The organism is Bradyrhizobium sp. AZCC 2289 (genome assembly GCF_036924615.1).
Taxonomy (GTDB): domain Bacteria; phylum Pseudomonadota; class Alphaproteobacteria; order Rhizobiales; family Xanthobacteraceae; genus Bradyrhizobium.
This window is the reverse complement of sequence record NZ_JAZHRY010000001.1, coordinates 9887780-9914078: the sequence shown is the minus strand read 5'-3', so window position 1 is coordinate 9914078 and position 26299 is coordinate 9887780. Positions and strand designations below refer to the sequence as shown.

Genomic DNA, 26299 nt, shown 5'->3' with positions numbered 1-26299 from the left:
TGATGTCCGTTTCCGGGGGAGGATCGGAAGTGGTCCGCCGACGGCTAAGATGACGCGAATGACCCGGAGCGGACATTAGCCCTCGGGTATTCCGGCCAAGCGCATGCCCTCATAGAAGCGTTCGCGTCTGGTTAAGTAAGTCGGATTGTGGCTCGGTTGCTGGCGTTGGAAGCGGCGGATGGTGAACCCTGGATCGAGTGCAAGCCCTACCTGCGCGGCGGCCCGTGCCTCGTCCAGCGACCCAAGCAGCGCCAGCGCGACGGCGAGATGGAAATGCGCGAGGGGGAAATTGCGGTTGGCCTCGATGCTCCGGCGCAGCCAGACGACCGCCTCGGCGTCGGCATTGAGCTGCACGTTGGCGCAGCCGACAAACAGCATCCACCGGTAGGCCCAGATATCCCGGGGAGAGAGGCGCAGCGCCTCATGGACATGGGCCTCGGTCTCCTCGGCGCGAGCAAGAAAATACTTGGCAAGACCAATCCAGCCATGGGCGTTAGCTAAATTCCGATCCAGCGACAACGCGTGCTCACATTCGGCGATACCTTGGCCCGCGCGGGCCGTAAAAATATGCACAGCGCCGAGATACATGTGGGCCGGGGCGTATTGCGGAGCCAGGGACAAAGCCTTGATTAAGGCCCCCTCGGCCGCCGCGAGCAGCGCAGCTCGGTCGTCAATAGAAAAGTTAGCGCCCCTATTAAAGTCAACTATTGCGGTGCCAACCAGTGCTTCGACACAGCCGGGATCGAGCGCCAAGGCACGTTCGAAAAAGCCACGCGCTTGCGCCAAGTGTTCGTTGGTTAACCCTTCGTGTAAGCAAGCGATGCCCTGAAAATACAAGTCCATCGCGTCAGGATGCGGCGAACGTTGCGCTAACCGTGCCTCGGCCGCGATGAGCTGGGCATCGAGAGTGTTAGCGAGCCGCGAAACGATTTCGTCCTGCATATCGAAAAGGTCGGCGACAGGCTTGTCGAAGCGTTCGGCCCAAAGGTGATTGCCGGTTTTCGCGTCGATCAGCTGCACATTCACCCGAAGTCGGTTGCCGCCCCGCTGCACCGAGCCTTCGAGCACGTAGCGGACGTTCAACTCGCGCCCGACCTTCTTCACGTCGACGGCTTTGCCCTTAAACGTCAACGCAGTGGTGCTGGCGATCACGAATGAGTCCCTGATGCGCGATAGGTCCGTGGTCAGGCTCTCGGTCACGCCATCGGCGAAATAGTCTTGCTCGGGATCGCCGCCGATGTTCGCGAACGGCAGCACCACGATGGACAGATGTGACGGGGGAGGTGTGCTCGGCATCGCACCCTCAGTCGTTGTGCCCCGAATAAATCCACCCCAGACCACGGCATAGGCTCGGACTGGGCGGGCAATATTCTTGAGGCTCTGCTCGCCCAGATCGGCGAACTCGACCGCGACCTTGCCGCGAACCTGATCGTAGGCGGAGGAGGATAGGCAGATGCCGCCTGGTTCGGCGATCCCTTCAAGCCGTGCCGCTATGTTGACGCCGTCTCCAAAGATGTCATGCGGCTCGACAATTACGTCGCCGATATTGATGCCAACACGGAATGCAATGCGCCTGTCTTCCACCTCACCGATTGTAAGTTCCTTGATGCGGGTCTGGACCTGCATGGCAGCTCGAACCGCTTCGACTGCGCTCGGAAACTCCGCCAAGAACCCGTCGCCGGTGTTCTTCACAATGCGGCCGCCGTGTTCGGCGATTGCTGGCTCGACAGTTTCCGCGAGGAGCGCCCTCAGCTTGGCATGGGTAGCCTCTTCGTCATTGTGCATGAGGTCGCGAATAGCCAGCCACGTCGGCGGCCACTATCGCCGACAACCTGCGTCCGACCCGGTTTGCCTGCTCTTGCACCATGGCGCGCAATCCAGAGCACACCGTACGACGGATCGGACGGCAGTGCCAAATGCGTTTTGACGGGATGCCCGCCCAAGCTGATGTCGGTTAATGGCACTTTTCGGACATGCCGCCGTGGTCGCTCTATGTCCGTTGTTGGGGGCAGAGCGGAAAAGATATGCTCCCATTGAGCTTTTCCGGTTTTGACCCGTTGCGGAAGTCGTCGGCTTTAACGGCGAGCCCCATAAACCTTCGTATGGGTTCCGTTACTCCTTTACATGCCGGGCGATTACCTACGTTCAATTGAGCCGCTGAAGCGATCGTCTTAGGCTGCATGCGTTGGAAAAGCGCACAGGCTTATGAAGTGCGACGGTGAAAAAAGGACGATCGACGAACAGCGAGGATAGTACCAAGAGGAGACTCCAATGCCCGACTGCTCCAAAAGTCTTAGATCTGGCAGTGCCGCGCGATGCGGAGTTTGTGATGGCAAGTTTGGTCTCGTCCGGCACTACTCGTGGCGAACCCCGCTTTGTTCCAAGAAGTGCGTCGATCGCTTCAGAACTCGCAGGGAAACTGACCGCCATTGGATGGGCTGGCTCCAAGTCGCCTTCGACCAGCTGCCCGAGACCCGCGCGAGCGCTTTATGACGGTCCAGATCTCACAACGAGGCAAGGAATATTTAGAGACGGCACAGACTTTGCTCCGCGCTGCCAAAACCATGACCGACTCAGCGATTGCGGGTCAGCTTAAGGCCCTTGCCGACGACTACCACGGCGAGCTGAGAAAGCTTCGCATGTTGATGCGGGTGGATGAATTTCCTGACTGCACAGAGAGATTCCGGGATTGGGTGTGAGATGAACAATCACTTTTGGCATGCAACGCTTGTTCTATTCACCGTCATGCTGTCGATTTCTACAATCGGTCACGCTCGCGCCCACGATCATCAACACCCTGCGTTGAACAGTTGGTATGAGAGCTTGTACAGTGGCAAAGGGCCCTGCTGCGATGGCAGTGATGCGGAGCGCGTTGATGACGCCGATTGGGAAACTAAGGACGGTCACTATCGCGTGCGCATTGATGGCGAGTGGGTTGATGTTCCGAACGACGCTGTCGTGGATGGACCGAACCGCGCTGGCCGCACGATGGTCTGGCCCTACTATCTGAACGGCGCTTTGGTTGGCGTCAGATGCTTCCTGCCGGGAAGCATGGGCTGATCGCGAGCGCAAGGCGATCAGCAGCTCCCGCCCACTAGCTCCAGCTCGTTCGATGCCGTGTATTGCTTCGCATAAGGAGGCACCAAATGACAACTGGAAGATGGAATAGCCGCAACAGGATCACCAAAGAAACTCGCGAGCAAATCCTGTATGCTTATCTAGGCGATCCCATCAAAGGAACCGAACTTGCGATGAGCAACGGACTATCGGCCGCATACGCCTACAAGCTTGCTTATGAGCGCGGGTTATTGCCGAGCCGCGATGAGAAGCTGCTTGGGCGCAGCCATTCAGCGAGATTGGCATCAACATGATTGTCCTCACTCAAAAAAACAAAGGCAATGCCTTGAGGCCGTCAGAGCCGAGTGTGGTTCGGGAATGTCCCAACGCTACGCAGGCTGGCGGATCGTCTTTCAGTGAAGGCGATTACCACGGTTTCAGCGCAGCCTACATAAGCTGGGGCAGCGCGGAGCTATCCGCCGCGTGCCAGGATTGAGCGGCGGAATTCAAAGTGACCTCCACCGCAACGGATTTTCGCGCATACATGGCTTAGTGGAGCCGTTCACGGGTTGCACAATGCCGTTTCTCGACCTATGCCACTTCCGCATATGGCACGTTTGAGACATGCCGACCGCCACGATGAATGTCCGCTTCCGGTGGAAGACCGGAAAACATCTGCTCTGGTTGAGTATTTCGCATTTTGACCCAACTGAGACATTCCGATTTGGCGCTCAATAGATGATCCACGCCGCTGATGGGCTGGAAGAAATAGAGCTGCATCGGCTCGGACACGCCCTGAGAGGAGAACGCTAATGCGAGAGCCGCAATGGACCAGACCGTGTCAATGCGCGTGACATCAGGCTTGCACTTGAGCGGGCTGCGGCGGAGACCAAACCATGATCACAGCTTCGAATTGAGGAGCCGTCTTCGGGCGGCTTTTCCTTGGAAAACTTCGCGACGAAAATATTTCAGGGAAAAGGGAATTTTTAGCCGGTAACAGGGATCACCTTATCAGGCCTCAAAGCAAGATTGCTGATTCCGTCCCGGTCCGGCGGCGGGCGTCAACTGTACGTTCGCCAATCCGAGCGCGCCGTGCGAGCGACACAACGAGGGGCAAGATGAGGATAGTTTTGGCATTAGCCGTTCTTGCAGCGTCGTCATCAGCATTTGCAGAACAATCGCCGCTAACGGGAGAGCCTTACAGACTGCCTTTGCTGTGCAATAAATCTGGAGAGAAAATCTCGGGACTAACCAAGATTTGCTACTATAGCTGCGCAAAATCGGAAGGTGCCATGATGGCGATGATGTACGAGGCTTGCCCGCGTTGGACCGCACGCTGGAAGTTGAACCGAAACGCGCAATTCGGCCCAAAGGAAAATTCACGGTAGTTGAGCACGCGATTGCTAACTCCACTCAAGACCGCCAAGGCACTCGGCATCGATATCCCGGCGACGTTCCTTAGCCGCGCCGACGAAGTGATCGAATAGAGATGCTGTTTGCTGCGGTGCATAAGTCTCTTGTTGGCACTTTTCGGACATAGCCGGCCGCGCTGGTGATGTCGGCTTGCTGGGGTAAACCGGACATCGCACAGGCAATGATGACATCGTTGGCGACGACGGTGATCACCCGATTCCGAAGCATGTCCGGCGTGTTAACCAACACTTTCCGAGTGTCTTAATTAACCGCGCTAGGACGCATAGCCCTGATAAAGTGGAAATAAATCTGCTCGGAACGGAAACGCGGAGATAGCCTTGCACTATGCGCACTCGACGGCGACTGCTGACGGTTCCAATTGGCAACCCTTGGCGGGTCATCTCCAGCAGACCGCGCTGCGAGCCAAAATATTCGGCAGCAAGTTCGGTGCAGCCAAGGCAGCCGCGCTGGCCGGCTGGCTGCATGATCTCGGGAAATATTCGGAAGCCTATCAGGCTTACATCGGCGGGCGCGCAGGAGCTGCTGAAGCTTGAACTGAAAGGCCGCGACAAGGGGATGGCTGAACTGATCGCCTATGCCATTGCTGGCCATCACGCTGGTCTGCCGGATATGTCCGGCGAAACCAGCGGGCTGGCCGATCGGCTCAAAAAGATTGTCCCGCCGCTCGACACCATCTGGCGGAACGAAGTCGAATTGGATCCGACAGGACTGGCTCCCGCGAACCTCAAACCAAGGGCGAAAATTGGCGGGTTCCAGATCGCGTTCCTGGGGCGAATGATTTTCTCCTGTTTGGTGGATGCCGACTTTCTCGATACGGAAGCCTTCTATGCGTCAGTGGACGGCCGCCAGGTCGAACGCGGCTGGCCAGTACTGTCGGATGAAATCGAGCGGATGATCGCCCGCTTCCATGCCCACATGTTGGCAAAGCGCCGGGAGGCCGCCGATACCGCATTGAACCGTTTGCGTGACGAGATTCTGCGCCACGCGCGCCAGAAATCCGGGCTGCCTCGCGGCGTCTTTACGCTCAATGTGCCGACAGGCGGCGGCAAGACATTGGCTTCGCTCGGCTTCGCGCTCGATCACGCCAGACAATGGAAAATGGACCGGATCATCTACGCGATCCCCTTCACCTCGATCATTGATCAGACTGCCTCGATCTTTCGCGGCATCCTCGGAGAAGATGTCATTCTCGAACATCACTCATCGATAGAGCAGGAGACGGCGAGGAAGGAGGAAGCATTCCGGACCGAGCGATCCGACGCCAAGCTGCGGCTGGCGATGGAGAACTGGCAGGCACCGGTAATCGTCACCACCAATGTGCAATTGTTCGAAAGCCTGTTCGCCAACCGCACCTCACGATGCCGCAAGCTGCACAATCTCGCCAACGCCGTCATCATTCTCGACGAAGCGCAAACGATCCCGCATCATGTATTGAGACCCTGCGTCGCTGCGCTTGGCGAACTGGCACGCAATTACGATTGCACGATCGTATTGTGTACGGCGACCCAGCCCGCGTTGCAGGAACCTCGATTCCCCGGAGGATTTGAGATCGGCCCGGAACGCGAACTGGCGCCCGATCCGGCAAGGCTGCATCGCGAACTCAAGCGCACGACCGAGCGCCTCGCCGGCGCGATGGCGGACGACGATCTTGTTGCCGAGATGTCCACCGTCGATCAGGCACTCACGATCGTCAACAGCCGCCGGCATGCCTTGACGCTCTATCAGCGAGCCAAGTCGGCGGGCATCGACGGCCTGATCCATCTCACGACCCGGCAGACAGCTTCCGATCGGCGAAGTATTCTCAAGAACGTGCGCGAACGACTCGAACAGCGGACGCCTTGCGTTGTCATCGCGACTTCGCTGGTTGAAGCCGGCGTGGATGTCGACTTTCCAAGGGTCTGGCGGGCCGAGGCTGGCCTCGACCAGTTGACGCAGGCCGCGGGCCGCTGCAATCGCGAAGGCCGCCGACCTGTCGAGGACAGCGTCGTCACAATCTTCAAGCCGACGCAGGCCAGGCCACCCGCCGAAATCAAAGGGCTGATCGGCGACATGCTGCGAATCCTCGGGGAACATCGTGGCGATCTGTTTTCCCCGCGGACGATCGAGGCCTATTTCCAAGAGGTCTACTGGCGGAAAAGCGGCCAAGGGCTGGACAAGTATGCGGTGATGGAAAAATTCCTTCTCGAGTCCGGCGGAACCGACTTCGCCTATCGCAGCGTCGCGGAACAATTTCGCCTCATCGAAAGCGGCATGGAGCCCGTGATCGTGGCGATCGACGAGGAACCGCAGGCCATCTTGCGCGCGCTCAGGGGAGGGATACCGCCGGGCCTCGCCGCCCGCAAGCTGCAGAATTACATCGTCCAAGTGCCCCCTAAAGATCGCCGCAAGCTGATCGAAAACGGGCACGTCCGGTTTGTCGAAGAGTTTGGCGACCAATTCGCCGTGCTGTGGACAGCCAATTTCTATTCGAGAGAGACGGGATTGGTTTGGGAACAAGCCGATGAATTGGGTTTCGACGGCATCGTGTAATTCGAGTTGGGACAAGAAACTCGGGAAAGTGCAGGTTCCGAATTTCTTGATTTGTTCTAAGCGTCGTGCAACGCTCGATTGTGATTGCTTGCACTGGTATATTCGGGGCTGGGAATGTCATATGGAATCCGTCTCCTCGTTTTGGGGAAATGGGCGCTGTTTACGCGCCCGGAAATGAAGGTTGAGCGTGTCTCCTACGACGTCATGACGCCCTCGGCCGCGCGCGGCATCCTCGAAGCGATCCATTGGAAGCCCTCCATCAAATGGATCGTCGAGGAAATCCACGTCCTCAAGCCGATCCGGTTCCAGTCAATCCGGCGCAACGAAGTCGGCGCCAAGGCTTCGACGCGCGCGATCGGCACTGCGATGAAGACCGGAGACATCGGCAATCTCACCCTCGTCGTCGAGGACAACCGACAGCAGCGCGCCTCGACGGTGCTGACCGACGTGGCCTATGTTATCTGCGCGCGGTTCGCGCTGACGCCCAAGGCCGGCGCCGACGACAACGAGGGCAAGCATCTCGACACTTTCAATCGCCGTGCCCGCAAGGGCCAGTGCTTTCACCAGCCCTGCCTTGGCAGCCGCGAATTTCCCGCACAATTCGAGCTGATCGAGCCCGAAGCGACGGCTCCAAAGCCGGCGGACGAAATATCAGAGCTTGGCTTCGGCTCGCCGCGCGATCTCGGCTTCATGCTCTACGACATCGATCATGGCGGCGACCGAAGCTCGCTGTTCTTCAGGGCAACGCTCGACAGGGGCGTGATGCGGGTGCCGTCACCCGATTCGCCGGAGATTCGCCGATGAGCGCGCTTGCTTCTCTCGTCCGCGCCTATGACCGCATGGCCGAACGCGGCGAAGTGCCTGCTTACGGCTATTCGCAGGAGAAGATCAGCTTTGTCATTCCACTTAATCCGGATGGAACGGTGGCGCACGCGCCGATCGACCTGCGGGAAGGGGAGGGAAAGAAGAAAACGGCCCGTCTGACGGCCGTGCCGCAACCGACAAAGCGTACCTCTGGCGTTGAGCCCAACTTTCTCTGGGACAAGACCGCCTATGCCCTGGGTATTACGGCGGGTGAGGGAAAGCGCACGTCCCGAGAGCATGACGCTTTCATTATCCGGCATCGCGAATGGCTCGCCTCGTCGTCGGACGAAGGATTACAAGCCATCCTGCGTTTTCTTGATAGATGGAATGCCGATCAATTTGCGGGGCTCGGCTGGCCCGATGACATGAAAGACCAGAATATTGTCTTCGCGCTGGAAAGCGAGCGGCTTGCGAATGTCATGATCCACGATCGTCCGGCCGCGCGCGACCTCTGGACACGGCTGACCGCCACGGGCGACAAGACGTCCGCTGCTTGCCTCATTACCGGCGATCACGCCCCGGTGGCGCGATTGCATCCGGCCATCAAGGGTGTATGGGGAGCGCAATCGTCTGGCGCCTCGATTGTATCCTTCAATCTCGACGCCTTCACCTCCTATGGTCATCAGCAGGGTGACAACGCACCCATCTCGGAAGCTGCCGCCTTCGCCTACACATCTGCGCTTAACCATTTTCTTGAGCGCAACAGTGGCCATCGTATCCAGGTAGGAGATGCCTCGACCGTCTTCTGGGCCGATTCGTCGGAGGCGCAGCCGGCGTTGGAAGCGGAGAGCCTTTTCCTCGGATTCCTCGATGAAAAGGAGGCGGGAGCCGTCGGATTAAAGAAGCTCGAAAGTATTCTCGCAAAACTCCGCGCCGGCCGCCCGATCGAGGAATTCAAACCCGATCTTCCGCAAGGCGTCCGTTTCTTCGTTCTCGCGCTGGCGCCGAACGCGGCGCGGCTGTCCGTGCGCTTCTACATCGAGGATGATTTCGGTGTGATCGCCGAGCGATACCTGCGGCATCTCGAACGATTACGTGTCGAGCCGCCGCCGAAGGAAGAAGCGCCTTCGATGTGGCGGATGCTGGTCGAAACCGCGGTGCTGCGCAAATCGGAAAACATTCAGCCCAACCTCGCCGGCGAATGGATGCGGGCGATCCTGACGGATACGCCGTATCCGCTGACCCTGCTCTCGACACTGATCATGCGGCTGCGCGCGGACCACGATGTCAACGGCCTGCGGATTGCCATTCTCAAGTCCATTCTCATCAAGAATTTCAACATGGAGGTGCCGGTGTCGCTCGATCCGGAATGCAGGGAGCCCGGCTATCTGCTGGGACGTTTGTTTGCGGTCTACGCGCAAATCCAGACCGCCGCGCTCGGCCGCAATGTCAATGCGACCATCAAGGACAAGTTCTATGGCGCGGCGTCCGCGCAGCCCCGCAAGGTCTTCCGAATGCTGGAAGCCGGCTCGGCCAACCACCTGTCGAAGATCGGCAAGCAAAAGCCCGGCCTCAAGGTCAATCTTGAAAAGGCAGTTGGCGCGATCATGGAGGCGATGTCGCCGGAAGGTGATCCGTTTCCGGCCAGTCTTCCGGACAAGAGCCAGGCCCTGTTCGGGCTCGGCTACTACCACCAGCGCAACGAGTTCTTCAAGAAATCCGAGAAATCCGCACCGGAGGAGGCTGCCTGATGACCGCGCTCGCCAACCGCTTCGACATCGTTTTCCTGTTCGACGTCACCAACGGCAATCCGAACGGCGATCCCGACGCCGGCAACATGCCGCGAATGGACCCCGAGACCAACAAGGGGTTGGTCAGCGATGTTTCGCTGAAGCGCAAGATACGAAATTACACCGAGCTTACGAAAGGCGACCAGCCAGGCTATCGCATTTATGTACAGGAAGGCTCCATACTCAACGAGAAGCATCGCGAGGCCTATAAAGCGATCCGCGGCGATACAGATAAGGTTGGGAAAGACAGCAAGCTGAATCCGCAGAACGACGATGAGTCCAGGGCGCTGACCAAATTCATGTGCGACAACTTCTTCGATGTGCGCGCCTTTGGCGCGGTCATGAGCACCGGTATTAATGCCGGTCAGGTGCGCGGCCCGGTGCAGGTCACGTTTGCCAGTTCGATTGAAACGATTCTGCCGCTTGAAATCTCGATCACGCGCATGGCGGCCACCAACGAGAAGGAAAAAGCCGAACGTCAGCAGGGCGACGACAGCGACGAGCGGACCGAAAATCGCACCATGGGCCGAAAGCACATCGTGCCCTATGGGCTCTATCGCGCTCACATCTTCGTCAACGCAAAGCTGGCGGAGCGAACGGGCTTTGGCGGGGCCGATCTCGCCCATCTTTTTGAAAGTCTGGGTTCAATGTTCGAGCACGACCGTTCGGCGGCCCGGGGCGAGATGTCCTCGCGCCGCGGCATCGCGTTCAAGCACGCCTCGGCGCTCGGCAATGCCCATGCCCATGCCTTGTTCGATCGCGTGAAGGTGAATCGCAAGATTGGCGATGAGCTTTTCGAACCGGGGAGCGATCGTCTCAGCAACTATCCGCCGGCCAGGCGGTTCTCTGACTACGAAGTCACGGTGAACCGTGACGGTCTTCCGGAAGCGGTCGAGGTGGTCGAGTTGTTCTGAACAAGGAGGCCGGGGATGCAGGAACTCGACAATCCGATTCCGCTCTCCGCGCTGCAGCATGCGGTCTATTGCCTCCGCCAGGCCGCGCTGATCCATATCGAGCGGCAATGGGAAGAGAACCGCTTCACGTCCGAGGGCCGCGTCCTGCACGACGTCGCCCACGACCCTGCCGAGCGGAAGCGCGGCAACATCCGCCGGGTGTTGGCGCTGCCGCTCGCCTGTCGGCGGCTCAATCTGGCCGGCGTCGCCGATCTCGTCGAGTTCCGCGTCGGCGCGGATGGCGAGATCGCCTATCCGGTCGAATACAAGCGCGGCAAAGCCAAGCTGCATCGCGCCGACGAAGTGCAATTGTGCGCGCAGGGGCTTTGCCTGGAAGAGATGACCGGCAACCCAGTGCCCGAGGGGGCGCTGTTCTATGCCGAGACCCGGCGCCGCGTCGCCGTGCCGTTCGACGCCCAACTGCGGGCGAGGCCGCGCACACCTATTTCTCCGTCTTTGGCGATCTGATCCGGTCGCCAGATTCCAAGATCCGGTTTTCCGGGCGCAGCCGGCGTCCGCCGCTCGATCCGGTGAACGCCTTGCTGTCGTTCCTCTATACCCTGCTTACCCATGATTGCCGCAGCGCGGCTGAAGGAGTGGGCCTCGACCCCGCCGTCGGTTTCCTGCATCGGGACCGGCCAGGACGTCCCAGCCTTGCGCTCGACCTGATGGAGGAATTGCGCCCCATTCTCGCGGACCGTCTGGCGCTGTCGCTCTTTAACCGCCGCCAGCTGCGAGCGCGCGACTTCGAGACGCGCGATGGCGGCGCGGTGCTGCTCTCCGACGACGGACGCCGCACCGTCCTGACGGCGTGGCAGGAGCGCAAGAAGGAGGAACGGCGTCACCCGTTTCTGGAAGAAGCGGCGCCGTTTGGCCTCGTTCCCCATCTGCAGGCGCAGCTTCTCGCGCGACACCTGCGGGGCGATCTGGATGCTTATCCACCCTGGATCTGGAAGTGAGACTCGATGTGACCGAGCCCAGCCCGATGGAGGTTTCGCCTTGATGGTTCTCGTGACCTATGATGTCAGCACCACCGAACCCGGAGGGGTCACTCGGTTACGGCGCGTTGCCAAGGCATGTCGCGATTACGGCCAGCGCGTGCAATATTCCGTATTCGAGATCGAGGTTGATCCCGCGCAATGGACCAGCCTGAAAGCGAGGCTCGAACGCCTGATCAATCCAGCGCATGACAGCCTTCGCTACTACTTCCTCGGCGCCAATTGGCAGCGGCGCGTCGAGCATGTCGGCGCCAAGCCGGCCGTCGATCTTGGCGGGCCGCTGATCGTTTGATGTCGGCGCGAGGCGCGAACCTCAAGCACGCCCGGTTTTCCCGGCCAGTTCGCGCTTCGTTTAAGCCATTCAGATCATTCGATAATCCTAACGGTGCAGCAACGGTTCATGTCGCTACTTCAAACGAATCAACGATATCGCGCGCACGGACCAGATTTCTTTGAAAGCAGAATGAGCTATTGGTAGACGGTCGCCTCCTTCACGGGGGCGTGGATCGAAACAATTCATTAAACCACCGATGCGCGCCGTGGCCTGTCGCCTCCTTCACGGGGGCGTGGATCGAAACAGTACGAAGAGTGTCCGAAAGACAACAAGCGGGGAGTCGCCTCCTTCACGGGGGCGTGGATCGAAACAAATCCTGGACCTGCCTGTAAACGAACGTCGGCCGCGTCGCCTCCTTCACGGGGGCGTGGATCGAAACTATTGGTTGTTGCCGGTGTCCTCTTTATGTACTTGTCGCCTCCTTCACGGGGGCGTGGATCGAAACATCAGCGGTCGAGAATGATGTACCCCAAGCCATAGTCGCCTCCTTCACGGGGGCGTGGATCGAAACCTTGCTCATGCGCGCACCGTATGCACGCACGTGAAGTGTCGCCTCCTTCACGGGGGCGTGGATCGAAACACCTGGGCGCACATCGATGAGTCTGGCGTGTTCCGCGTCGCCTCCTTCACGGGGGCGTGGATCGAAACGGTCTTGCCGCCGCGGTTGTTCGCCATCAACAGCCGTCGCCTCCTTCACGGGGGCGTGGATCGAAATATTGTCCTGGTGCTGAACGAGCTGGCGAAACGGCTGTCGCCTCCTTCACGGGGGCGTGGATCGAAACAACTATCGACTCGCGGGAGCCCACCACCCTAGCGAGTCGCCTCCTTCACGGGGGCGTGGATCGAAACATCTCCGGCATGATCGGGTTCATCCCCGGTGGTGCGTCGCCTCCTTCACGGGGGCGTGGATCGAAACCTTTGCGCTTCGTGCGCGGCGTCATTCACTGAGTTGTCGCCCCCTTCACGGGGGCGTGGATCGAAACTCGCATTTCAGCGCGAGGATCAGGTACTCGCGCCGGGTCGCCTCCTTCACGGGGGCGTGGATCGAAACCCTCGCCAAAAAGACGGGTTGAAACTTGTTTTGTTGTCGCCTCCTTCACGGGGCGTGGATCGAAACACGCCAAGCCATGTCGAGGCGCTGTCGCGCGACGTCGCCTCCTTCACGGGGGCGTGGATCTTGCTTTGGCCGACGCCGCGCGCGAGTGGCGCGCCGCCCGCATGCTTGATGCGGGCGCCCTTGGGGCCGCGATCTCCGGCTGGAAATAGTATGGCATCGTCAATCGAACGGTGATCACAACGCCGACCCGAGCTTAAGCGGGCGGCCTTCTTTTCCATATTGGACAAGCCGCCAAATTTCATTTGATGACGCGATAAGCCTTGGCCCGCCCGCGTCGGACCGGTGTCGCCGGGTCTGGCTTGCCATGGTTCAATGCCTGCATCATCGCGATCCGCGCCAGCATGACGATGCCGCCGCGATCGGCGGCGTCGATCAACATCTGCATCGCGAGTTGCCAGTGTTCTTGCGCGGACGTCTTCGCCGGCAAAGCCACGATGTAGCCGGCGGCATCATTCAGGGTGACGAACTGGTGTCCGCGCGGCAGCGGGATCGGATCGTCGAAACGCCGCTGCCAGCCTCTACTCTCCGGCATCAAGCCGTACTTTGCGGCTGGGCAAAGGAGACGGACACTTGGCCACCACCATCCGCGAGGGCACAAACAATATGATTGTTTCCTATTAGACCGATCCTATGCTGGTTGATCAGATTGACGATTTTTTGGCCCCAATGCACGGCGCGCTCGATAGTGCATTCTGCCGAACTCTGACCTTTTGCGAGCCGACGTAACGAGCCTTTGTGGAGAATATCGCCAGTGATGCCCACCAGCTTCCCGAACTCGTCCTGGCGGAGATAATTCTCGTTTGGAAACTCTTCGAGGTGCCAGTGCCCGGGGCTGGGATTGGTGAAGACCACCGGCTTGGGGTAGAAGGTTGGGTTCAGACGCTCCAATCTCCTCACGATTTCATCGGCGGCCCATATTTTATTTAGGGTTCTGGTTTTCTCGATTTCACCGTGAGCCACCAGACATCCCAAGGCTGTCAGTTCGCAGAGCATACGTATTTGTAAGTAGCAGAACTCTGCAGCCGCTCTCTCAGCGAGGCCAGTCGCGCCGCCAAGCATGACATTGATTGCATCGACGCGAGTTCTCGCCTCTTCCATTATTGAACGGTACAGCTCCAGTTGCTGCTGGCGAAATGCATCGGAGGAGGTTATCACGCCGCTGCCCTATCTTCCTTGTCAGCACCGCGCGCCACAATCTTCAGCGCGTCATCCGGCAACGGCCGCTGCAGCGCCTTTGCCTCGTCCCATGGCGCGCGCATCCAGACGTCGCGCTCCTCGTCCGTCGTCAAGATCACCGGCATTGCCTTCGGGTGGATCGGCTCGACCACGGCGTTCGGCGTTGTCGTCAGGAAGCCATAGACCAGGTGAGGGCCGGGGACCGGCTTGGACTTGGTGCCTCGGTCGCCCTTGAACTCGGTCCAAATGCCGGCGAAGGCAGCCAGCGGCCGGTCGTCACTGTGCGCGAACCAGACGACGTCCTTCTTCTTGGTCTCCGGGTTCGGCTCTGGCGCATACTCAGCGAAGCTGTTGAACGGGACCAGGCACCGGTTCTCAGGCTTCAGCCAACCTCGCCAGTGCGGCGACGACGTGTTGCGGATGTTGGTGACTGGCGGGCCGCCTGAACGCGGCGGCGACGGCATGCCCCAGCGAGCGCATCATGATCAGTTCGCGTTCGTCGCCGGCATTGCGGATGACCGGCGCGGGGTAGTCACGGAACACGCCCGGCATCGACGCTAGATTGCCGACGTATCGATTGATCACGCGGAACGACGCGATGATCGGCCTGGTTGGTGGTGATCGAGTAGAGATTGCACATGTCAGTCTTCCGAACGGGGATGCCGCGGCTGCCAAGCTAATTGTAGCAAGGTCGCTGCGGGACGTCGGCCCGCTTTGACGCATTTGCGGCAGCGCAGCCGACTGGAGAGATCATGCACGAAAGTGGTCGGCGGGTGCTTCATCGCCGCGAGGTCGACGTCGCTTGCCGTCTTGCATCGTGCGCACTGGATCTCCAGCCAGGGAAAGCCGCCGTTGACGGCCTGGTCGATCGTTGGTGACGGATCGATCGGCTCGCCGTCGTTCCACATCCGCTCGCTCCAGCTTTCGCAGAACAGCTTGTCGGCCTGCTGGATCATCGCTTCGCCCTTTGCCCGCATCTCGGCCGACTGCGTGGCCAGGATGCGGGTCATGGCGCGCGCCTTGCCGAACTCCTTGTTCAAAGCCTTCCGGTCGCCGCCCGAAAGGGGCGTGGGATGATATTTCGGGGCCATCCGGACATCCAAGCGCAGTGAAGTCGCATCGGCAGCCCTGAGCGACCTAGAGGTCGATCAAACCGCCGTCGACGAACAGTTCGGCGCCGGTGGTGTAGGTCGCATCGGCGGCGAGGTAGAGGGCCGCGGCGGCGACTTCGGCGACGGTGCCGGTGCGGCCGAGCGGAATGCGGGTCTTGGCCCCCTCGATAAAGTTGTCCTTCTGAGCCGCCGTGAGGCCGCCTTTGTCGAGGATCGGGGTGACGATCGGACCGGGGCTGATGGTGTTGACCCGGATGCCGCGCGGCGTCAGTTCCTTGGCGATAGTGCGGCCGAACGAACGCAGTGCCGCCTTGGTCGAACCATAGACCGTGCTGCCCCCTAAGCCGCCGTTCGCGCCGGCCACCGAAGCGGTCAGGATGATCGCGCCGCCGTCCGGGATGACAGGGATGGCGTGCTTGACCAGGAAGAATGCGCCCTTGACGTTGATGTTGAACTGGCTGTCGTAAAAGGCCTCGTCGACCTGCGCGATCGGCGCGAACTTGGCGATGCCGGCGTTGACGAACAGGACGTCGATGCGGCCGTGTTTGCCCTTGACCTGGTCGACCAGGGCCTTGGTAGCGGCCACGTTGCCCGCGTCCGAGACCAGCACCTCGATCCCGGGGAGTGCCGCCTTGGCGGCTTCCACCGAGCGCTCGCTGGAGCCGGTAACGACCACCGTCGCACCTTCGGATTGAAAGAGTTTGGCGGTCTCCGCACCGATACCGCTGGTGCCTCCGCTGATGAGAGCGATCTTGCCGTCGAGCTTGGCCATCAAAGTTTCCTGACTGGAGTGGGTTGCTGTGCCCGAGAGAGATGGGGGCCCCTATGGCGCGAACAATGGCGCCGGCGGCCGACTTTTGCCGAGCACTACTCCTCGAAACCCGGCCAGCACCCGTCATCTTCGTGTCTTCTCCTGGTTCGTGGTGATGGAGTAGAGATTGCACATGGTTTGGCGTCCAACGCTCACGGCAGAGTGATTGTGCTGAGCGGATGGCGCGCCAGCCCGGGGTTATGGCATCGTCGACTATGACGGATTGTTAGAGCAGTGCCCGAGCATCTTTAGGCACGGCGAGCGGGTGGAATCGAGATCGAAGCTCCGCCGGTTTGCGCCGGCGGGTTTTCCTTGTGGTGCTAGCGCCAGTAATACCGATAGGGCGGCGCGCATACCGATGCTGAGCCGAAGCGGTACGGCAGGGGATCATAGCCAATTGTTAAGTACGCTGTTCTGACACTCCGATAGCGCCTGTGATGAATAATGCGGGTCGGGCCACGCCATGTGCACGCGCACCGTTGCCGGGAGCTGATCTCGGATGCCAAACTTTCATGCGGCTTCAGCTGATCAGCAGATGCTCGATCCGCGAGGATGCAGAGCGCACTAAAGGCGAGAATCGACAAGAGGCGAAACATGGACAAATCTTTCCGGGGCCCCGACTGAAAACTGCGCAAAGATGGGTAAGTTCCTGGGGATCGCACTCGCCAACGGCCCGCCGGCTCACCCCGGCGGTACGGCCTATGATGACAAGTTTCCGCCCGTGTGTATCCTTTCCACGCGCGGAGCCTGATTCGTCATGCTGGAAGCCATTCTTCTATTGATGGGAATTGGAGCCGCAGCCCTGCTGCTGATTGCGTTCTGGGGCTTCCACAAGTCAGGTGCCAGACACCCAAAAAGCTAAGCTGTGCATATGCGGAGCAATTGTCTCCCCGCCCGCGTGTCACCGAACGCGCGTCGCGCCGTGCTGACGACTAGCCGTTCCGATAGGCATCCAACGCGTGAGCGGCCAAGAGGGCAAGACCGATCAGCCCTAGGACTATTGCGAAGGCCTCAATCATCATTACGCCTCCTGTTGCGCCATCTTGCGAGTAGCTAACGCGTGACGGCTTCCAATCAGATCGAAGATGAATTTGTCTCGGAAAGACACGCCACCGGGATCAAAATAGGCCGCCCGGCGGCGCTTATTCCTGAACTGGGACACTGAAATCCCCAGCCTCCCTAGTACTGCAACGCGCATACCAAGCGGTCATGACACGGCCGTGCCCATGCGCGCTGGCTCAAATAGCGGCCTGATATCGGCGCCGCGGTGGCCGCAAGCCTGGGTAGTGGGTCAATTTGATTGTGGCGGGTTTCAGGGCTGGAAAACGGGCCGGGTGGGGCTCATATTCGACGGATGGAAAAAACTATCGCTTTGTCCATCATTGCGGCGTTTGTCGTTTTTGTCGCGGTCTATGGGATGATGGCATGGAAGAGACCCGGCAAATGACCCCATAGCCAAAGGCACGACCCTGATATCCAGGCCCGCGAAAGTCGAACCTGATCGGGCCAGCGAGCGGCATCGATGACGACAGAATGCGTGCATTTGTAATCGCCGCAGAAGACGATGAGCCGGGTAGGGCCGGATTCCCGCATTTCCCCGAGAGTGATTTTCAGTTCGCGTGGCATGGGTGCAATTTTGCCAAGAATCGCCCGCACTTTGAATTAGCCATTCCAGGGGGAAGCCCACGGGTTGGTAGGCCCGGCGTATGTCGTCCGGCAACGTCGTGCGTCGGGCCACTCAAATGCGCAATGCCGCCGGAGCGTAATATATTCGCCCAGCGGCATCGGCATTTCCTTGGTCGGGCCCTGAAATCCCGGCAGCATCAATTATGCACGCTGCATGCCAAGCCCAGATGAAGAACCGCCCCCAGCAACGGGCAGACCGTTCCTAAGGTTGGCGTTTGATTGCTCACAAAATCAAAGCCCGCCGGTTCACGCTGGCGGGCTGGTTTCCTTGTCACATGACCGTAACATATAGATTGCTACGTTTGGCTGCTGGGGACTTGAGTGCCCGGCCGAGGAAATACCAGTGGGACCGAGCGATCATACTCCGCTTGGTGGCAGCTGTTTTGGGAATGCTTTAGTCCTGACCTCCAACCGCGGTGCATCACTCACATGCCTGAATCGTATACTCGTGCCGAGCCGTCTCAACTTCCGATCAAGCAGCATCGTTGCCCCAGGTGTCACAACAACATGGTGCTGGCACGTATCGAATATCCCAACGGTTCCAACGTCCGAATGTCTGCGGTGCGATCATGTGCAAAGAATGTTGGTCGAGTACGTGATGTGAGTGGACGCCGGGTGTGGGTGCATCCGGACGAGAGGCGAGGGCGCCGGTTCACGCCAGCGGGTTTTCCTTGCGGTGTACTGCATTAGCGACCTAGGCTGTCGCCCTTGCTTCAAAAGGGAGAGCGGACGTGGCGACAGGTATTGTAAAGTGGTTCAACGCGACTAAGGGGTTTGGTTTTATTCAACCCGACAGCGGCGGCAAAGACGTATTCGTGCACATCTCGGCGGTGGAAAAAGCCGGTCTGAGCAGTCTCAATGAGGGCGCCAAGGTGAGCTACGAAGAAATGAGCAGCCGGGGCAAAACGTCTGCGGAAAATCTGAGAGTCGGATAAATTCAAGCCCGCCGGTTCACGCCCGGCGGGTTTTTCCTTGATCCTTCTATCCTTCTTTACTCGGCGTCCATTTCCCTTAGTCGCCGCCTTGCCATGTCCATTTGAAGCTGCCTCCAGCTATCCTCGTTTTGTTGTCGCAGACCATCATTATCGGGCAGCTGCTGTGGCGCGGCAGGGTCGGCGCTGTAGATGTGCTCGCTGTAAGGAGTAATGATCCTGATCCCGCGTTCCGGAGACGATTGTTGGGCGTTGGCCGGTGCGGTCATGGCGACGATCGCAGCCGCGATCAGGGTTATTCGGAACGGCATTGCGGGGCCTCATTGATAAAAATCGGGACGCACCTAGCCGATATTTCGGCTAGGTCCAAGAGAAGCCCACTGCGTGGGGGCTAAGCGGGGGGCCGAAGTTGTACCCGGAGGGAGGAGACCTAGCACCGTTCCGATGTAGCCGCGCAATCCGTCGTCACCAATTAAATTCGGGTTTAGAGAGGCTCGAGCCTTCGCTCGGCGCTTTGGACGGGCGCGACAGTCAACTGTTTTCGTGGATGGGAGACAGCCGACCGCGAGGCCGACCCCGCTGAGTCCGGCATCGCTGACCTTGACGGGTTGCTCGAGCAGGTCGGAACGCAGGATTGGCAGCAAGGAGGGCTGGCGTGATGACAAATTCATTTCTCAGGATCGTTGCGGGCCTCGATGTCCCGCTGCAAGCAGCATCGAATCCGACGGCCGCGCCGGCGCCTCACCAGCCGACGCGCAAGCGGAAGGTGCGGGCCCCCTACAAAGAGCGGCAACCGATTGAGTATCAGGATGGATTGCCGATCATCGACCGGACGGGCGAGCAGGACGAGATTTTCCGCTTCATCGCTCAGCACCGAGAGGCGGCGGCGCATTACGACCGCTGCGTCACCGTCGAGCAGGAGGCCGAAGGCAAGGTTTCTGACAGCGAATTTTTCTATCTCAAGAACAATACGAGCAACGCCTTTGAACAGATGATGCTCTTCGCGCGCTGCGTCATTCTGCAACGGCCGACCACCCGCCGTGGCCGATGGCGTTCCTGCAGAGCCTTGCCGCAGGGCTGCGGAAGATGGGCGGCGAGCTCGATCCCCAGGACGAGGGGGAACGGGCATGAACAACGTGGTCGAATTTCCAGGCGCCGAGCCGGTTGAAATCGAATGGACGCAATCCATGATCGATGAAGTTCACGGGCGAGCTTTCCGTGATCTTGAAAAAAGCATCTTCGATTGCGCAACCATGTCGGTGATCGCATTGCAGCTGGCCGAGCGTGCAATCGAGGGAAGAGAGCCCAAGGCCGACCAGGCGATGTTCGCGGTGTTCCATGTCGCGGACATGCTGAAGAAGCTGAAGACCGACTATGAAGCCGCCTTCTACTGTGAGAAACAGGCGGACGCATCATGAAGCGCCGGCGCCGATCGATGAGAAAGCGTAACCGGCAGCGGCTGGTCTCACACGCGAGACGGCTGCGGCGGTAGCTTTATCCACAACTCGGCGGCGCTGGTGTCTTGTTTCGGCGCCGCCGGGGTTCAGGATCAGAATCATCAGAACAATAGGAGCCAACATGGGAAACGAGAAGCCCGCGAGTTTGAGCCCCAAAGTCGAGAGGCGGATCGCAGAGATTGAAGGGATGAACCTTGATGAGGTTCAAGCGCTCACAGCCCGCATGATGTCCGAAATCGTCAAGGGAGACATAACCACGAGAGAGGCGCGTGCGATCGACCGCGCTGTCGGCCGAAGATTGAAGGCGATCGAGCAAGAACTGTTGGGCGCATGAGCCCGAAAACCGGCAGCGGCTGGCCGCTCATTCAAGACGGCTCAAGCGGTAACGCTAACGAGGGGCGCGGGTTCAGGTCCGCGCTCGCGAGCCCGCCGGTTCCACGCCGGCGGGTTTTTGCTTTTGTCGGGCGTGGTGACCCGTTGATGCTGCTGCTGTCCTTCAAGGCGATGCTCTTTGGCCGGGCCGGAAAATCTGGCCGCCCACCGCCGCTCGAACCTTCTCTCAAGGTCCAGAGGGATATCGCACATAACCAAAGCTCCGGGTTTGCTGTCGCCCCCGGGTCAAAGGCCTCAACGCGCGCGGGCCTTTAAAGGTCCATCCAAAATGGCGTCTCGAGGAATCAGCGCTGGCGCCCCGGCGCGACAGCCCGCAAACCGAACCCGCACCAGCGGCCCTCTTAAGCCGGTGGTGGGGCCGGGTGATCCGTTAACGGGCCGTCGCGCGCTTCTGCCTTGGGGGCTCTGTTGGCTGAACTGCAGGAGCCTGCTGAGTACTCGCGAACGATTGTTGTAGGACCTCGATTTTGGCGCTCAGCGCTGTGACGTCGTCGGACAACCGCTTCATCTCGGCCCGATCGGATGAGACCGTTTGTTGAAGGGCCCCCAGTTGACCGACGGCCTGCTGTAGGGACGCCTGCAGGTCATGGATCGCCTGAGCAGTCGGATCTGGTGGTGGTGCGGTCGCTTTGTGCTGCTTCACAGGAATAGTTTCGTAAACGCCCAAAGGTACGATTAAGGCGACGGCTAGCAACGTGAGGACGAAGATACGCCCGCTCCGAGAGTGGCGATTAGGTCCTGGTGGACGCTCGAATCTCGATTGATCGCCCATGAAACAAAAATCCTGGTTTGCAGGGTTCTGACATTTGCGCGGCCCGGCTCAGCTTAAACGATTCCCCGGCCGCGCCAGCGTGGCGCGCCGAGCGATTGCCGGGGAAAGCCCGGCAAATTCCAGCCCGCAAAAGCCGGACTCACCAGCGACTCTCTCAAGCCCGGCGAACGGCCTTCGCAAGCTCTGGTAGTTGTGGCAGACTTACTGACTGGAAAACGTGCGAGCCGGGCGCATATTGGGGGCATGGATCAAATTCTGCCCCCAGAGCTAAATGATTTGGAATTTGAGGTCCTGCGGCAGCTCGCCGCGCATCCGATCACCCATCACATTCCGTCCCGCATTCAATCCCGGCTCAAGGATATCGGCTACGCGAAGGAAGTCCTGGGCGGCATCGTCCTGACTAAGGACGGCCTACAGCGGATTTCGGAAGGCAAATGACACAAGCATCCCCCAAATCCCGGACTCACCAGCGGGCTTCCAAGAGTCGCCGCGGTGCTTCGGTCCCGCGCCCCCGCAAAAATGAAAGAGACCGCCTGAGTTGGCGGCCTCTTAGGGTGCTGGGTCGATGTTACCGGCCGTGGGACCTAACGACGCCCTGGGCTTGGGCCTGGGCTACCATGGCAAACGCCGTGTCCGTGTTATCCATCGAGCCGCCGCTCACTTGATCCAGCTGTTCACCCGTCAATTCGAACTCGCTGATTTCGCGATTGTTCAACTCATTTTTCTGCGCAGTCATCGGTCAGTCTCCTGTCGTGAGACGAAGGGACCATCCGCATCGTCAGCCTGAAGACTACGTGAGAGCCGGACAGGGCGCCGTGATGCATATCACGGTTCAAAAGCGCGGCCCCACGCGCGCTGGCGCCGATCGACCGGCACCCCTGACAGCCTGCAGCCGGCCACCGCACCAGCGGGCTTCCTAGAGTCGCCGCGGGGCTCCGGTCCTGCGCCTGTCCGGTAACCGCGGATTAACCGTTCGGGTTCACCGTCGTGATGACCTGGATGGTCACGCGTATTGAGTAGAGCCGTCGCTGCGCCCAGCGGCGGCTTTTTCGCAGGAGCCTCGATGGACTATCAGGCTTTCACGAACGGCAGCCTCACCCTGATGTACGAGGCCGTGCGCGGTGCGCTAGCTTCCGACGATGCGCAGGAGCAGGGAGGCGAGGATCCAAGGTTTCGCGTTCGCGAGACGCTGGCGTGGAAGAAGCACGCGGCCGACATCGAGGCCGAGATGCTCAAGCGCGGGATGCTTTTCAGCGTGATCGAATGGCACGAAGGCCAGGAGAAGCTGCCGTTCGGATGATGCCCGACGCTCACGGCGCATGGATGCACGCTGAGGACAAAAGCCCGCGCTCAAGAACCATGATGGAAAGGGAGTCCAGATAGTCGGCGAGGCGCGCCCGGCGCGGTGGAGGCTTAGCGGCATGGTATAATTCGCGTTCGAATCAGGGGCCTGACCATGACTAAACCTGCAATCGACTATACCGAGCGCAACAACAAGATTTTGGCCCTTTTGGCCGAAGGACTTTCGAAAACGGCCATTGGCGAAATGGTTGGAATAAGCCGCACTCGCGTAGCCAGCATCAAGAACGAGCACGAGCGCGAACAACGCATCGTTGAAGCGCGCAAGCGCGTTGGCGCCAAGCTTCGTGCCGATTTTTGAAAAATATGCGAAGGGAAAGCCCGTCGCTCCATGACGGGGCTCCCTCGCTGGCGATGGACTTGTCAATCAGCCTTTGGCTTTTTGCCCGTACCCTTACAGACGGGACATTCGACGTAGAGGATTTTCCGCCGTGGATATGGGGAGCGCATTGAACTGTCCTGCTTCGTATCGAAACAGGCTGGGCAGTCGTCTTCTTTGCGGGAGGTCGTGTCCATGGTCTTGCTCCGTTTGGCCCGGGAATCGGGCCTGCCGGGAGTTGGGCAGAATTCCGGTTCGCTAGCGACACACCGCATCTGGGCTGGCGAGTCCAGACCGGCTGGTACTGGCCGAAATAGGCCACTTGCAAATGCAAAGCAGGCCACCGAACAGCGCAACACCAATGTCGCAAGCCGGACAGACGGGGCCGGAATTGGGGTTTAGCCAGAGGGCGCGGATGGCTTCCTGGTTCGTAGTGATCGAATAGAGATTGCACATACTTCCGAACTGTCCGGGTGGGTGAAACATGAAGCATCGCCCAGGTGCGGTGTCATCGAGTGATCGAGACCTGAAAGTCGCCCGGCGAGAACACGGGGAAATCAGGCGCGCGGGCGTCAAGGTATATCGTGCGGTCTTGCGCGGCGATACCGGCCACGGCGAAGGACTGGCTGAACGACGCGAAGTAGAGCATGTGTCCTTGTTCGGCCGGGGCGTACGAATACTGAAACTGATCTCCTACGCTCTTCGCCCCCTGTTGGAGCGTCAACGGCTCGGGCAGCATTGCGAATAGGCTGTCTGGCATTTGGCCGTTCAGCGCCTGGACGTTCGAAAACCACATTACCTGCACGCCGCCACCAGCAGGCACCCAGGCCCCTGTTACTTCATAGTGTAGGGCAAAGCCCAGTTTCGCCCCAAAGGTCTGAATGTGCCTTGTCAGGAGCGGCCCGTCAGCCCGCAACGGATGGGCGTCGTCAGGAATGCTGCGCTGCTTCCGCGCGAGCTTCTCTCCGGCTCGTCCTACGTACATCTCGGGCAGAATTGCAGGAACATTGTTGGCTACGGCGCGGAGGATTTTCGCAATGTCTCTCTTACTTGTCGCGGTGTCGGCATTCGGCCAGAGACGGGCCAGCATTGCCGCGACCAAATCCGAGTGACTGGTGCCGTTGTTGCATTCTGCACAAGCAGGGAACTCCAACCCTTTCGGACGGTGCTTGCCCTCGAAGATCGATTTTGGCGGCATATGCTCGACAGTCGTGGCGGTGTTGGCTCCTGCGCAATAGATGCAGCCCTTCGCGTTGGCGAGCATGTCGGTGAGGGTTTGTCGCTTTCGTTTGGATTCACCCATCGAGGTGACAGTTCCCTTTATCAATCCGCTGATTCGGATCACCTCACGATCTTATAGGCCTTCGCTCGTCTGGGTCACTTTCGCCGTCTTCGGAGATCAATACCCAAAGGGCCGTTAACAGTGCCAGCGGAGCGTCGAGAGTAAAGTGCGGGTCAGCGTGATCACGCGTTTCAATTGACAGGAAAAACCCGAGTTGCGGAGTTCATTCGTATTCGCCCCTTTCGTTCACCATCAACCGGACCAGAACGGACGAGCATCCCGGTCATGCCAGTTAGGCACGATGTTAACAGCACCGGGCGCGCCGCACTCCGTGCAGAGCAGGTTGGGGCCGACCCGCGACCACGGCTGATCCTGGGGCAGGGTGTCCAACCTGACATCCGCCTGATGCTTGCAGTCGCCGTTGAGGCACTGGATCGAACAGGTGACGTGGCCCTCGGCGAGCCATTCCGCAGGGCTGCGCGGCGGGTAATGATGACCACCGTCTGGGCTTCTTGCGCGTGCGCACAGCGCCCCCGCCTGTCCTCCGGATCACGGAACCAAGGGGATCATTTCAGAACCCGGTAAGCCTTGGCCCGCTTGCTGCGCGGCGTGTTCGCAGGGTCCGGCCTGCCATGGATCAAGGCTCGCAGGACATCGATCAGCATCTGCATCGCGAGTTGCCAGTGTTCTTGCGCGGACGTCTTCGCTGGCAAAGCCAAGATGTAGTCGGCGGCATCCGTGAGCGTGACGAGCTGGCGACCGCCGGGCAGGGGGATCGGGTCGTCAAACCGGCGTGGCCAGTCTGGAAAACGACAGTAAAGCCTCGGTGATGGCGGGCGCGTCAACCGGCGAGCTTACGGCTCGATGGTGGTCGCCCGGGCAATCCTGGGCGCGTTGCTCTGCGCCCGGTAGGGCTGCCCAGTCCGGCGACGTTCCGTTCCTGAAACGGGCTTTGGTGCCGATTTGTTCTTATAGGCTCGCGGGTAATGGCCTGTTTTAACCCTTAGTGGCCTAAGAGTCTGTCCGGGATCATGCTGTTTTTTGACAGAGCTTTCTGAGCATGAGGCGGATTGAGGCAAGGCGCAAGAACGCCAAGGCCTTTCGGTTGAGGCACTCCCAATCCTTGGCCAAGCGGCGACAGCGATTGAGCCAGGCGATGGTGCGCTCGACGATCCATCGCTTGGGCAAGACCGCAAAGCCCTTTGCTGTATCGGAACGCTTGACGATTTCCACGTCGATTTGCCGGAGGATTTTGCGAACGGCGGACTGAAAGATCGGCCCCTGATAGCCGCCGTCGGCATAGAGCTTCAGCAGGAATGGATGCAGGCCAAACAGTGTGGCCATCACCAGCACCCCGCCGTCACGATCCTGGATGTCCGCCGAATGTACAAGGGCGTGGAGCAATAAGCCCTGGGTATCGACTAGGATGTGGCGCTTCTTGCCCTTGATCTTCTTTCCCGCATCGTAGCCATGCGGGTCAATCCACGCCCCCCTTTTTCCGCGCTCTTGACGCTTTGACTGTCGATGATGGCGGCGCTCGGGCTGGGTTCTCGGTTGGCCAACTCCCGACATTGTACATAGAGCGCGTGATGGATGCGATCGAGCGTGCCGTCCCAAGTCCACAAGTCAAAATAACCGTGCACCGTGCTGCGCGGCGGCAGATCCTTCGGGATCGCTCGCCATTGGCAACCGCTGCTCAGCACATACATCAGACCATTGACCACCTCACGCACATCCACCGTGCGCTTGTTTCCGCCTCGCTTGGCTGACGCAATCAGCGGCTCCACCAACGCCCATTCCTCATCGGTCAAATCGCTGGGATAGCGTAGCCGGCTGCGGTCGTAACGACCGCGGTTCTCTTTCGTCCACATCGGCGCTCCTTCAGATTCGGACCGCCTCCCTTGAATCACAAATGATTCCGATGATTCAACATGTTTTCGGACAGACACTAACACTACAGTTGCCTTTTATGCAGTTTTCTGAA

The 26299-nt window shown here is 59.7% G+C and carries 26 protein-coding genes, 3 pseudogenes and 1 CRISPR repeat array; of the genes and pseudogenes, 17 read left to right on the top strand and 12 right to left on the bottom strand.

Going from position 1 to position 26299, the window contains the following annotated elements; all coding sequences use genetic code 11:
- Positions 1–75: 75 nt before the first annotated feature.
- Positions 76–1867: pseudogene (locus tag V1289_RS46660) on the bottom strand (adenylate/guanylate cyclase domain-containing protein).
- A gap of 622 nt (positions 1868–2489) precedes the next feature.
- Here V1289_RS46660 and V1289_RS46655 point away from each other — a divergent pair.
- From V1289_RS46655 to cas2, 11 genes are all read left to right on the top strand, one after another.
- Positions 2490–2699, top strand: coding sequence for a hypothetical protein (locus tag V1289_RS46655; protein WP_334406369.1), 210 nt, complete (start codon positions 2490–2492; stop codon positions 2697–2699).
- Position 2700: 1 nt separating this feature from the next.
- Positions 2701–3060, top strand: a complete 360-nt coding sequence (locus V1289_RS46650; RefSeq protein WP_334406367.1) for a hypothetical protein — start codon at positions 2701–2703, stop codon at positions 3058–3060.
- 86 nt (positions 3061–3146) lie between these two features.
- Positions 3147–3371 (top strand): hypothetical protein, encoded by a 225-nt coding sequence (locus V1289_RS46645; protein ID WP_334406365.1) that lies wholly within the window; start codon positions 3147–3149, stop codon positions 3369–3371.
- A gap of 1437 nt (positions 3372–4808) precedes the next feature.
- The gene (locus V1289_RS46640) at positions 4809–5024 is read left to right on the top strand and encodes a hypothetical protein (protein WP_334406364.1); all 216 of its coding nucleotides are present in this window, start codon (positions 4809–4811) and stop codon (positions 5022–5024) included.
- 22 nt (positions 5025–5046) lie between these two features.
- Positions 5047–7020 (top strand): CRISPR-associated helicase Cas3', encoded by a 1974-nt coding sequence (cas3, locus tag V1289_RS46635; RefSeq protein WP_334406362.1) that lies wholly within the window; start codon positions 5047–5049, stop codon positions 7018–7020.
- 114 nt (positions 7021–7134) lie between these two features.
- Positions 7135–7824, top strand: a complete 690-nt coding sequence (cas5c, locus tag V1289_RS46630) for a type I-C CRISPR-associated protein Cas5c (protein ID WP_334406360.1) — start codon at positions 7135–7137, stop codon at positions 7822–7824.
- The gene (gene cas8c / locus V1289_RS46625) at positions 7821–9575 is read left to right on the top strand and encodes a type I-C CRISPR-associated protein Cas8c/Csd1 (protein WP_334406358.1); all 1755 of its coding nucleotides are present in this window, start codon (positions 7821–7823) and stop codon (positions 9573–9575) included. Before cas5c ends, cas8c begins: the two co-directional genes overlap by 4 nt.
- Positions 9575–10528, top strand: coding sequence for a type I-C CRISPR-associated protein Cas7/Csd2 (gene cas7c, locus V1289_RS46620; protein ID WP_334406356.1), 954 nt, complete (start codon positions 9575–9577; stop codon positions 10526–10528). The genes cas8c and cas7c overlap by 1 nt, the downstream gene beginning before the upstream one ends.
- Positions 10529–10543: 15 nt before the next feature.
- Positions 10544–11035: a CRISPR-associated protein Cas4 gene (gene cas4 / locus V1289_RS46615; protein WP_334406354.1), complete on the top strand. Its 492-nt coding sequence runs from the start codon at positions 10544–10546 to the stop codon at positions 11033–11035.
- Positions 11032–11526, top strand: a complete 495-nt coding sequence (cas1, locus tag V1289_RS46610) for a CRISPR-associated endonuclease Cas1 (protein WP_334407940.1) — start codon at positions 11032–11034, stop codon at positions 11524–11526. The genes cas4 and cas1 overlap by 4 nt, the downstream gene beginning before the upstream one ends.
- 40 nt (positions 11527–11566) lie before the next feature.
- Positions 11567–11857: a CRISPR-associated endonuclease Cas2 gene (gene cas2, locus V1289_RS46605; protein ID WP_334406352.1), complete on the top strand. Its 291-nt coding sequence runs from the start codon at positions 11567–11569 to the stop codon at positions 11855–11857.
- Positions 11858–12046: 189 nt separating this feature from the next.
- A CRISPR array of direct repeats spans positions 12047–12950; the repeat unit is 32 nt; unit sequence GTCGCCTCCTTCACGGGGGCGTGGATCGAAAC.
- Positions 12951–13254: 304 nt separating this feature from the next.
- Here cas2 and V1289_RS46600 read toward each other — a convergent pair.
- The 5 genes and pseudogenes from V1289_RS46600 to V1289_RS46580 all read right to left on the bottom strand — a co-directional run bounded on the left by V1289_RS46600 (position 13255) and on the right by V1289_RS46580 (position 16076).
- Positions 13255–13548 (bottom strand): hypothetical protein, encoded by a 294-nt coding sequence (locus V1289_RS46600; protein WP_334406350.1) that lies wholly within the window; start codon positions 13546–13548, stop codon positions 13255–13257.
- A complete protein-coding gene (locus V1289_RS46595; RefSeq protein WP_334406348.1) occupies positions 13548–14171 on the bottom strand; it encodes a hypothetical protein in 624 nt (207 codons plus the stop codon). The genes V1289_RS46600 and V1289_RS46595 overlap by 1 nt, the downstream gene beginning before the upstream one ends.
- Positions 14168–14832: pseudogene (locus tag V1289_RS46590) on the bottom strand (SOS response-associated peptidase). Before V1289_RS46590 ends, V1289_RS46595 begins: the two are co-directional and overlap by 4 nt.
- Before the next feature lies 1 nt (position 14833).
- Positions 14834–15283: a hypothetical protein gene (locus V1289_RS46585; protein ID WP_334406346.1), complete on the bottom strand. Its 450-nt coding sequence runs from the start codon at positions 15281–15283 to the stop codon at positions 14834–14836.
- 46 nt (positions 15284–15329) lie between these two features.
- Entirely contained in the window at positions 15330–16076 is a 747-nt protein-coding gene (locus V1289_RS46580; protein ID WP_334406344.1) for an SDR family oxidoreductase, read from the bottom strand.
- A 2456-nt stretch (positions 16077–18532) separates the two neighbouring features.
- Between V1289_RS46580 and V1289_RS46575 the strand changes: the two genes are divergently transcribed.
- Positions 18533–18736, top strand: coding sequence for a cold-shock protein (locus tag V1289_RS46575; RefSeq protein ID WP_309176723.1), 204 nt, complete (start codon positions 18533–18535; stop codon positions 18734–18736).
- 56 nt (positions 18737–18792) lie between these two features.
- Here V1289_RS46575 and V1289_RS46570 read toward each other — a convergent pair whose 3' ends face one another.
- Both V1289_RS46570 and V1289_RS46565 read right to left on the bottom strand, forming a co-directional pair.
- A complete protein-coding gene (locus tag V1289_RS46570) occupies positions 18793–19044 on the bottom strand; it encodes a hypothetical protein (protein WP_334406341.1) in 252 nt (83 codons plus the stop codon).
- Between the two features lie 356 nt (positions 19045–19400).
- Positions 19401–19757 (bottom strand): hypothetical protein, encoded by a 357-nt coding sequence (locus V1289_RS46565; protein ID WP_334406340.1) that lies wholly within the window; start codon positions 19755–19757, stop codon positions 19401–19403.
- A 163-nt stretch (positions 19758–19920) separates the two neighbouring features.
- Between V1289_RS46565 and V1289_RS46560 the strand changes: the two genes are divergently transcribed.
- From V1289_RS46560 to V1289_RS46550, 3 genes are all read left to right on the top strand, one after another.
- Positions 19921–20151 (top strand): hypothetical protein, encoded by a 231-nt coding sequence (locus V1289_RS46560; protein WP_334406337.1) that lies wholly within the window; start codon positions 19921–19923, stop codon positions 20149–20151.
- Positions 20152–20311: 160 nt separating this feature from the next.
- A complete protein-coding gene (locus V1289_RS46555; protein ID WP_309178530.1) occupies positions 20312–20524 on the top strand; it encodes a hypothetical protein in 213 nt (70 codons plus the stop codon).
- Between the two features lie 1074 nt (positions 20525–21598).
- Positions 21599–21793: a hypothetical protein gene (locus tag V1289_RS46550; RefSeq protein ID WP_334406335.1), complete on the top strand. Its 195-nt coding sequence runs from the start codon at positions 21599–21601 to the stop codon at positions 21791–21793.
- Between the two features lie 130 nt (positions 21794–21923).
- On the opposite strand, the gene V1289_RS46545 is transcribed toward V1289_RS46550, so the two are convergent.
- On the bottom strand, positions 21924–22091 hold the full coding sequence (locus V1289_RS46545) for a hypothetical protein (protein WP_334406334.1): 168 nt from the start codon (positions 22089–22091) through the stop codon (positions 21924–21926).
- 327 nt (positions 22092–22418) lie between these two features.
- Between V1289_RS46545 and V1289_RS46540 the strand changes: the two genes are divergently transcribed.
- Positions 22419–22655 (top strand): hypothetical protein, encoded by a 237-nt coding sequence (locus V1289_RS46540; RefSeq protein ID WP_334406332.1) that lies wholly within the window; start codon positions 22419–22421, stop codon positions 22653–22655.
- Positions 22656–22811: 156 nt separating this feature from the next.
- Entirely contained in the window at positions 22812–23015 is a 204-nt protein-coding gene (locus tag V1289_RS46535) for a hypothetical protein (protein ID WP_334406331.1), read from the top strand.
- A gap of 526 nt (positions 23016–23541) precedes the next feature.
- On the opposite strand, the gene V1289_RS46530 is transcribed toward V1289_RS46535, so the two are convergent.
- The 3 genes and pseudogenes from V1289_RS46530 to V1289_RS46520 form a co-directional block, all read right to left on the bottom strand.
- Entirely contained in the window at positions 23542–24336 is a 795-nt protein-coding gene (locus tag V1289_RS46530) for a hypothetical protein (protein ID WP_334406329.1), read from the bottom strand.
- A gap of 545 nt (positions 24337–24881) precedes the next feature.
- The gene (locus V1289_RS46525) at positions 24882–25160 is read right to left on the bottom strand and encodes a hypothetical protein (protein WP_334406327.1); all 279 of its coding nucleotides are present in this window, start codon (positions 25158–25160) and stop codon (positions 24882–24884) included.
- Between the two features lie 184 nt (positions 25161–25344).
- Positions 25345–26186 (bottom strand): annotated as a pseudogene (locus V1289_RS46520) (IS5 family transposase).
- Between the last annotated feature and the right edge of the window lie 113 nt (positions 26187–26299).

Bases quoted from the DNA above. Each gene is read 5' to 3' on its own strand.
- V1289_RS46655 (WP_334406369.1), top strand. From the start codon at position 2,490: ATGACGGTCCAGATCTCACAACGAGGCAAGGAATATTTAGAGACGGCA.
- V1289_RS46650 (WP_334406367.1), top strand. From the start codon at position 2,701: ATGAACAATCACTTTTGGCATGCAACGCTTGTTCTATTCACCGTCATG.
- V1289_RS46645 (WP_334406365.1), top strand. From the start codon at position 3,147: ATGACAACTGGAAGATGGAATAGCCGCAACAGGATCACCAAAGAAACT.
- cas3 (WP_334406362.1), top strand. From the start codon at position 5,047: ATGGCTGAACTGATCGCCTATGCCATTGCTGGCCATCACGCTGGTCTG.
- cas5c (WP_334406360.1), top strand. From the start codon at position 7,135: ATGTCATATGGAATCCGTCTCCTCGTTTTGGGGAAATGGGCGCTGTTT.
- cas8c (WP_334406358.1), top strand. From the start codon at position 7,821: ATGAGCGCGCTTGCTTCTCTCGTCCGCGCCTATGACCGCATGGCCGAA.
- cas7c (WP_334406356.1), top strand. From the start codon at position 9,575: ATGACCGCGCTCGCCAACCGCTTCGACATCGTTTTCCTGTTCGACGTC.
- cas4 (WP_334406354.1), top strand. From the start codon at position 10,544: ATGCAGGAACTCGACAATCCGATTCCGCTCTCCGCGCTGCAGCATGCG.
- V1289_RS46600 (WP_334406350.1), bottom strand. From the start codon at position 13,548: ATGCCGGAGAGTAGAGGCTGGCAGCGGCGTTTCGACGATCCGATCCCG.
- V1289_RS46585 (WP_334406346.1), bottom strand. From the start codon at position 15,283: ATGGCCCCGAAATATCATCCCACGCCCCTTTCGGGCGGCGACCGGAAG.
- V1289_RS46580 (WP_334406344.1), bottom strand. From the start codon at position 16,076: ATGGCCAAGCTCGACGGCAAGATCGCTCTCATCAGCGGAGGCACCAGC.
- V1289_RS46570 (WP_334406341.1), bottom strand. From the start codon at position 19,044: ATGCCGTTCCGAATAACCCTGATCGCGGCTGCGATCGTCGCCATGACC.
- V1289_RS46560 (WP_334406337.1), top strand. From the start codon at position 19,921: ATGATCGATGAAGTTCACGGGCGAGCTTTCCGTGATCTTGAAAAAAGC.
- V1289_RS46555 (WP_309178530.1), top strand. From the start codon at position 20,312: ATGGGAAACGAGAAGCCCGCGAGTTTGAGCCCCAAAGTCGAGAGGCGG.
- V1289_RS46550 (WP_334406335.1), top strand. From the start codon at position 21,599: ATGGATCAAATTCTGCCCCCAGAGCTAAATGATTTGGAATTTGAGGTC.
- V1289_RS46545 (WP_334406334.1), bottom strand. From the start codon at position 22,091: ATGACTGCGCAGAAAAATGAGTTGAACAATCGCGAAATCAGCGAGTTC.
- V1289_RS46540 (WP_334406332.1), top strand. From the start codon at position 22,419: ATGGACTATCAGGCTTTCACGAACGGCAGCCTCACCCTGATGTACGAG.
- V1289_RS46535 (WP_334406331.1), top strand. From the start codon at position 22,812: ATGACTAAACCTGCAATCGACTATACCGAGCGCAACAACAAGATTTTG.
- V1289_RS46530 (WP_334406329.1), bottom strand. From the start codon at position 24,336: ATGGGTGAATCCAAACGAAAGCGACAAACCCTCACCGACATGCTCGCC.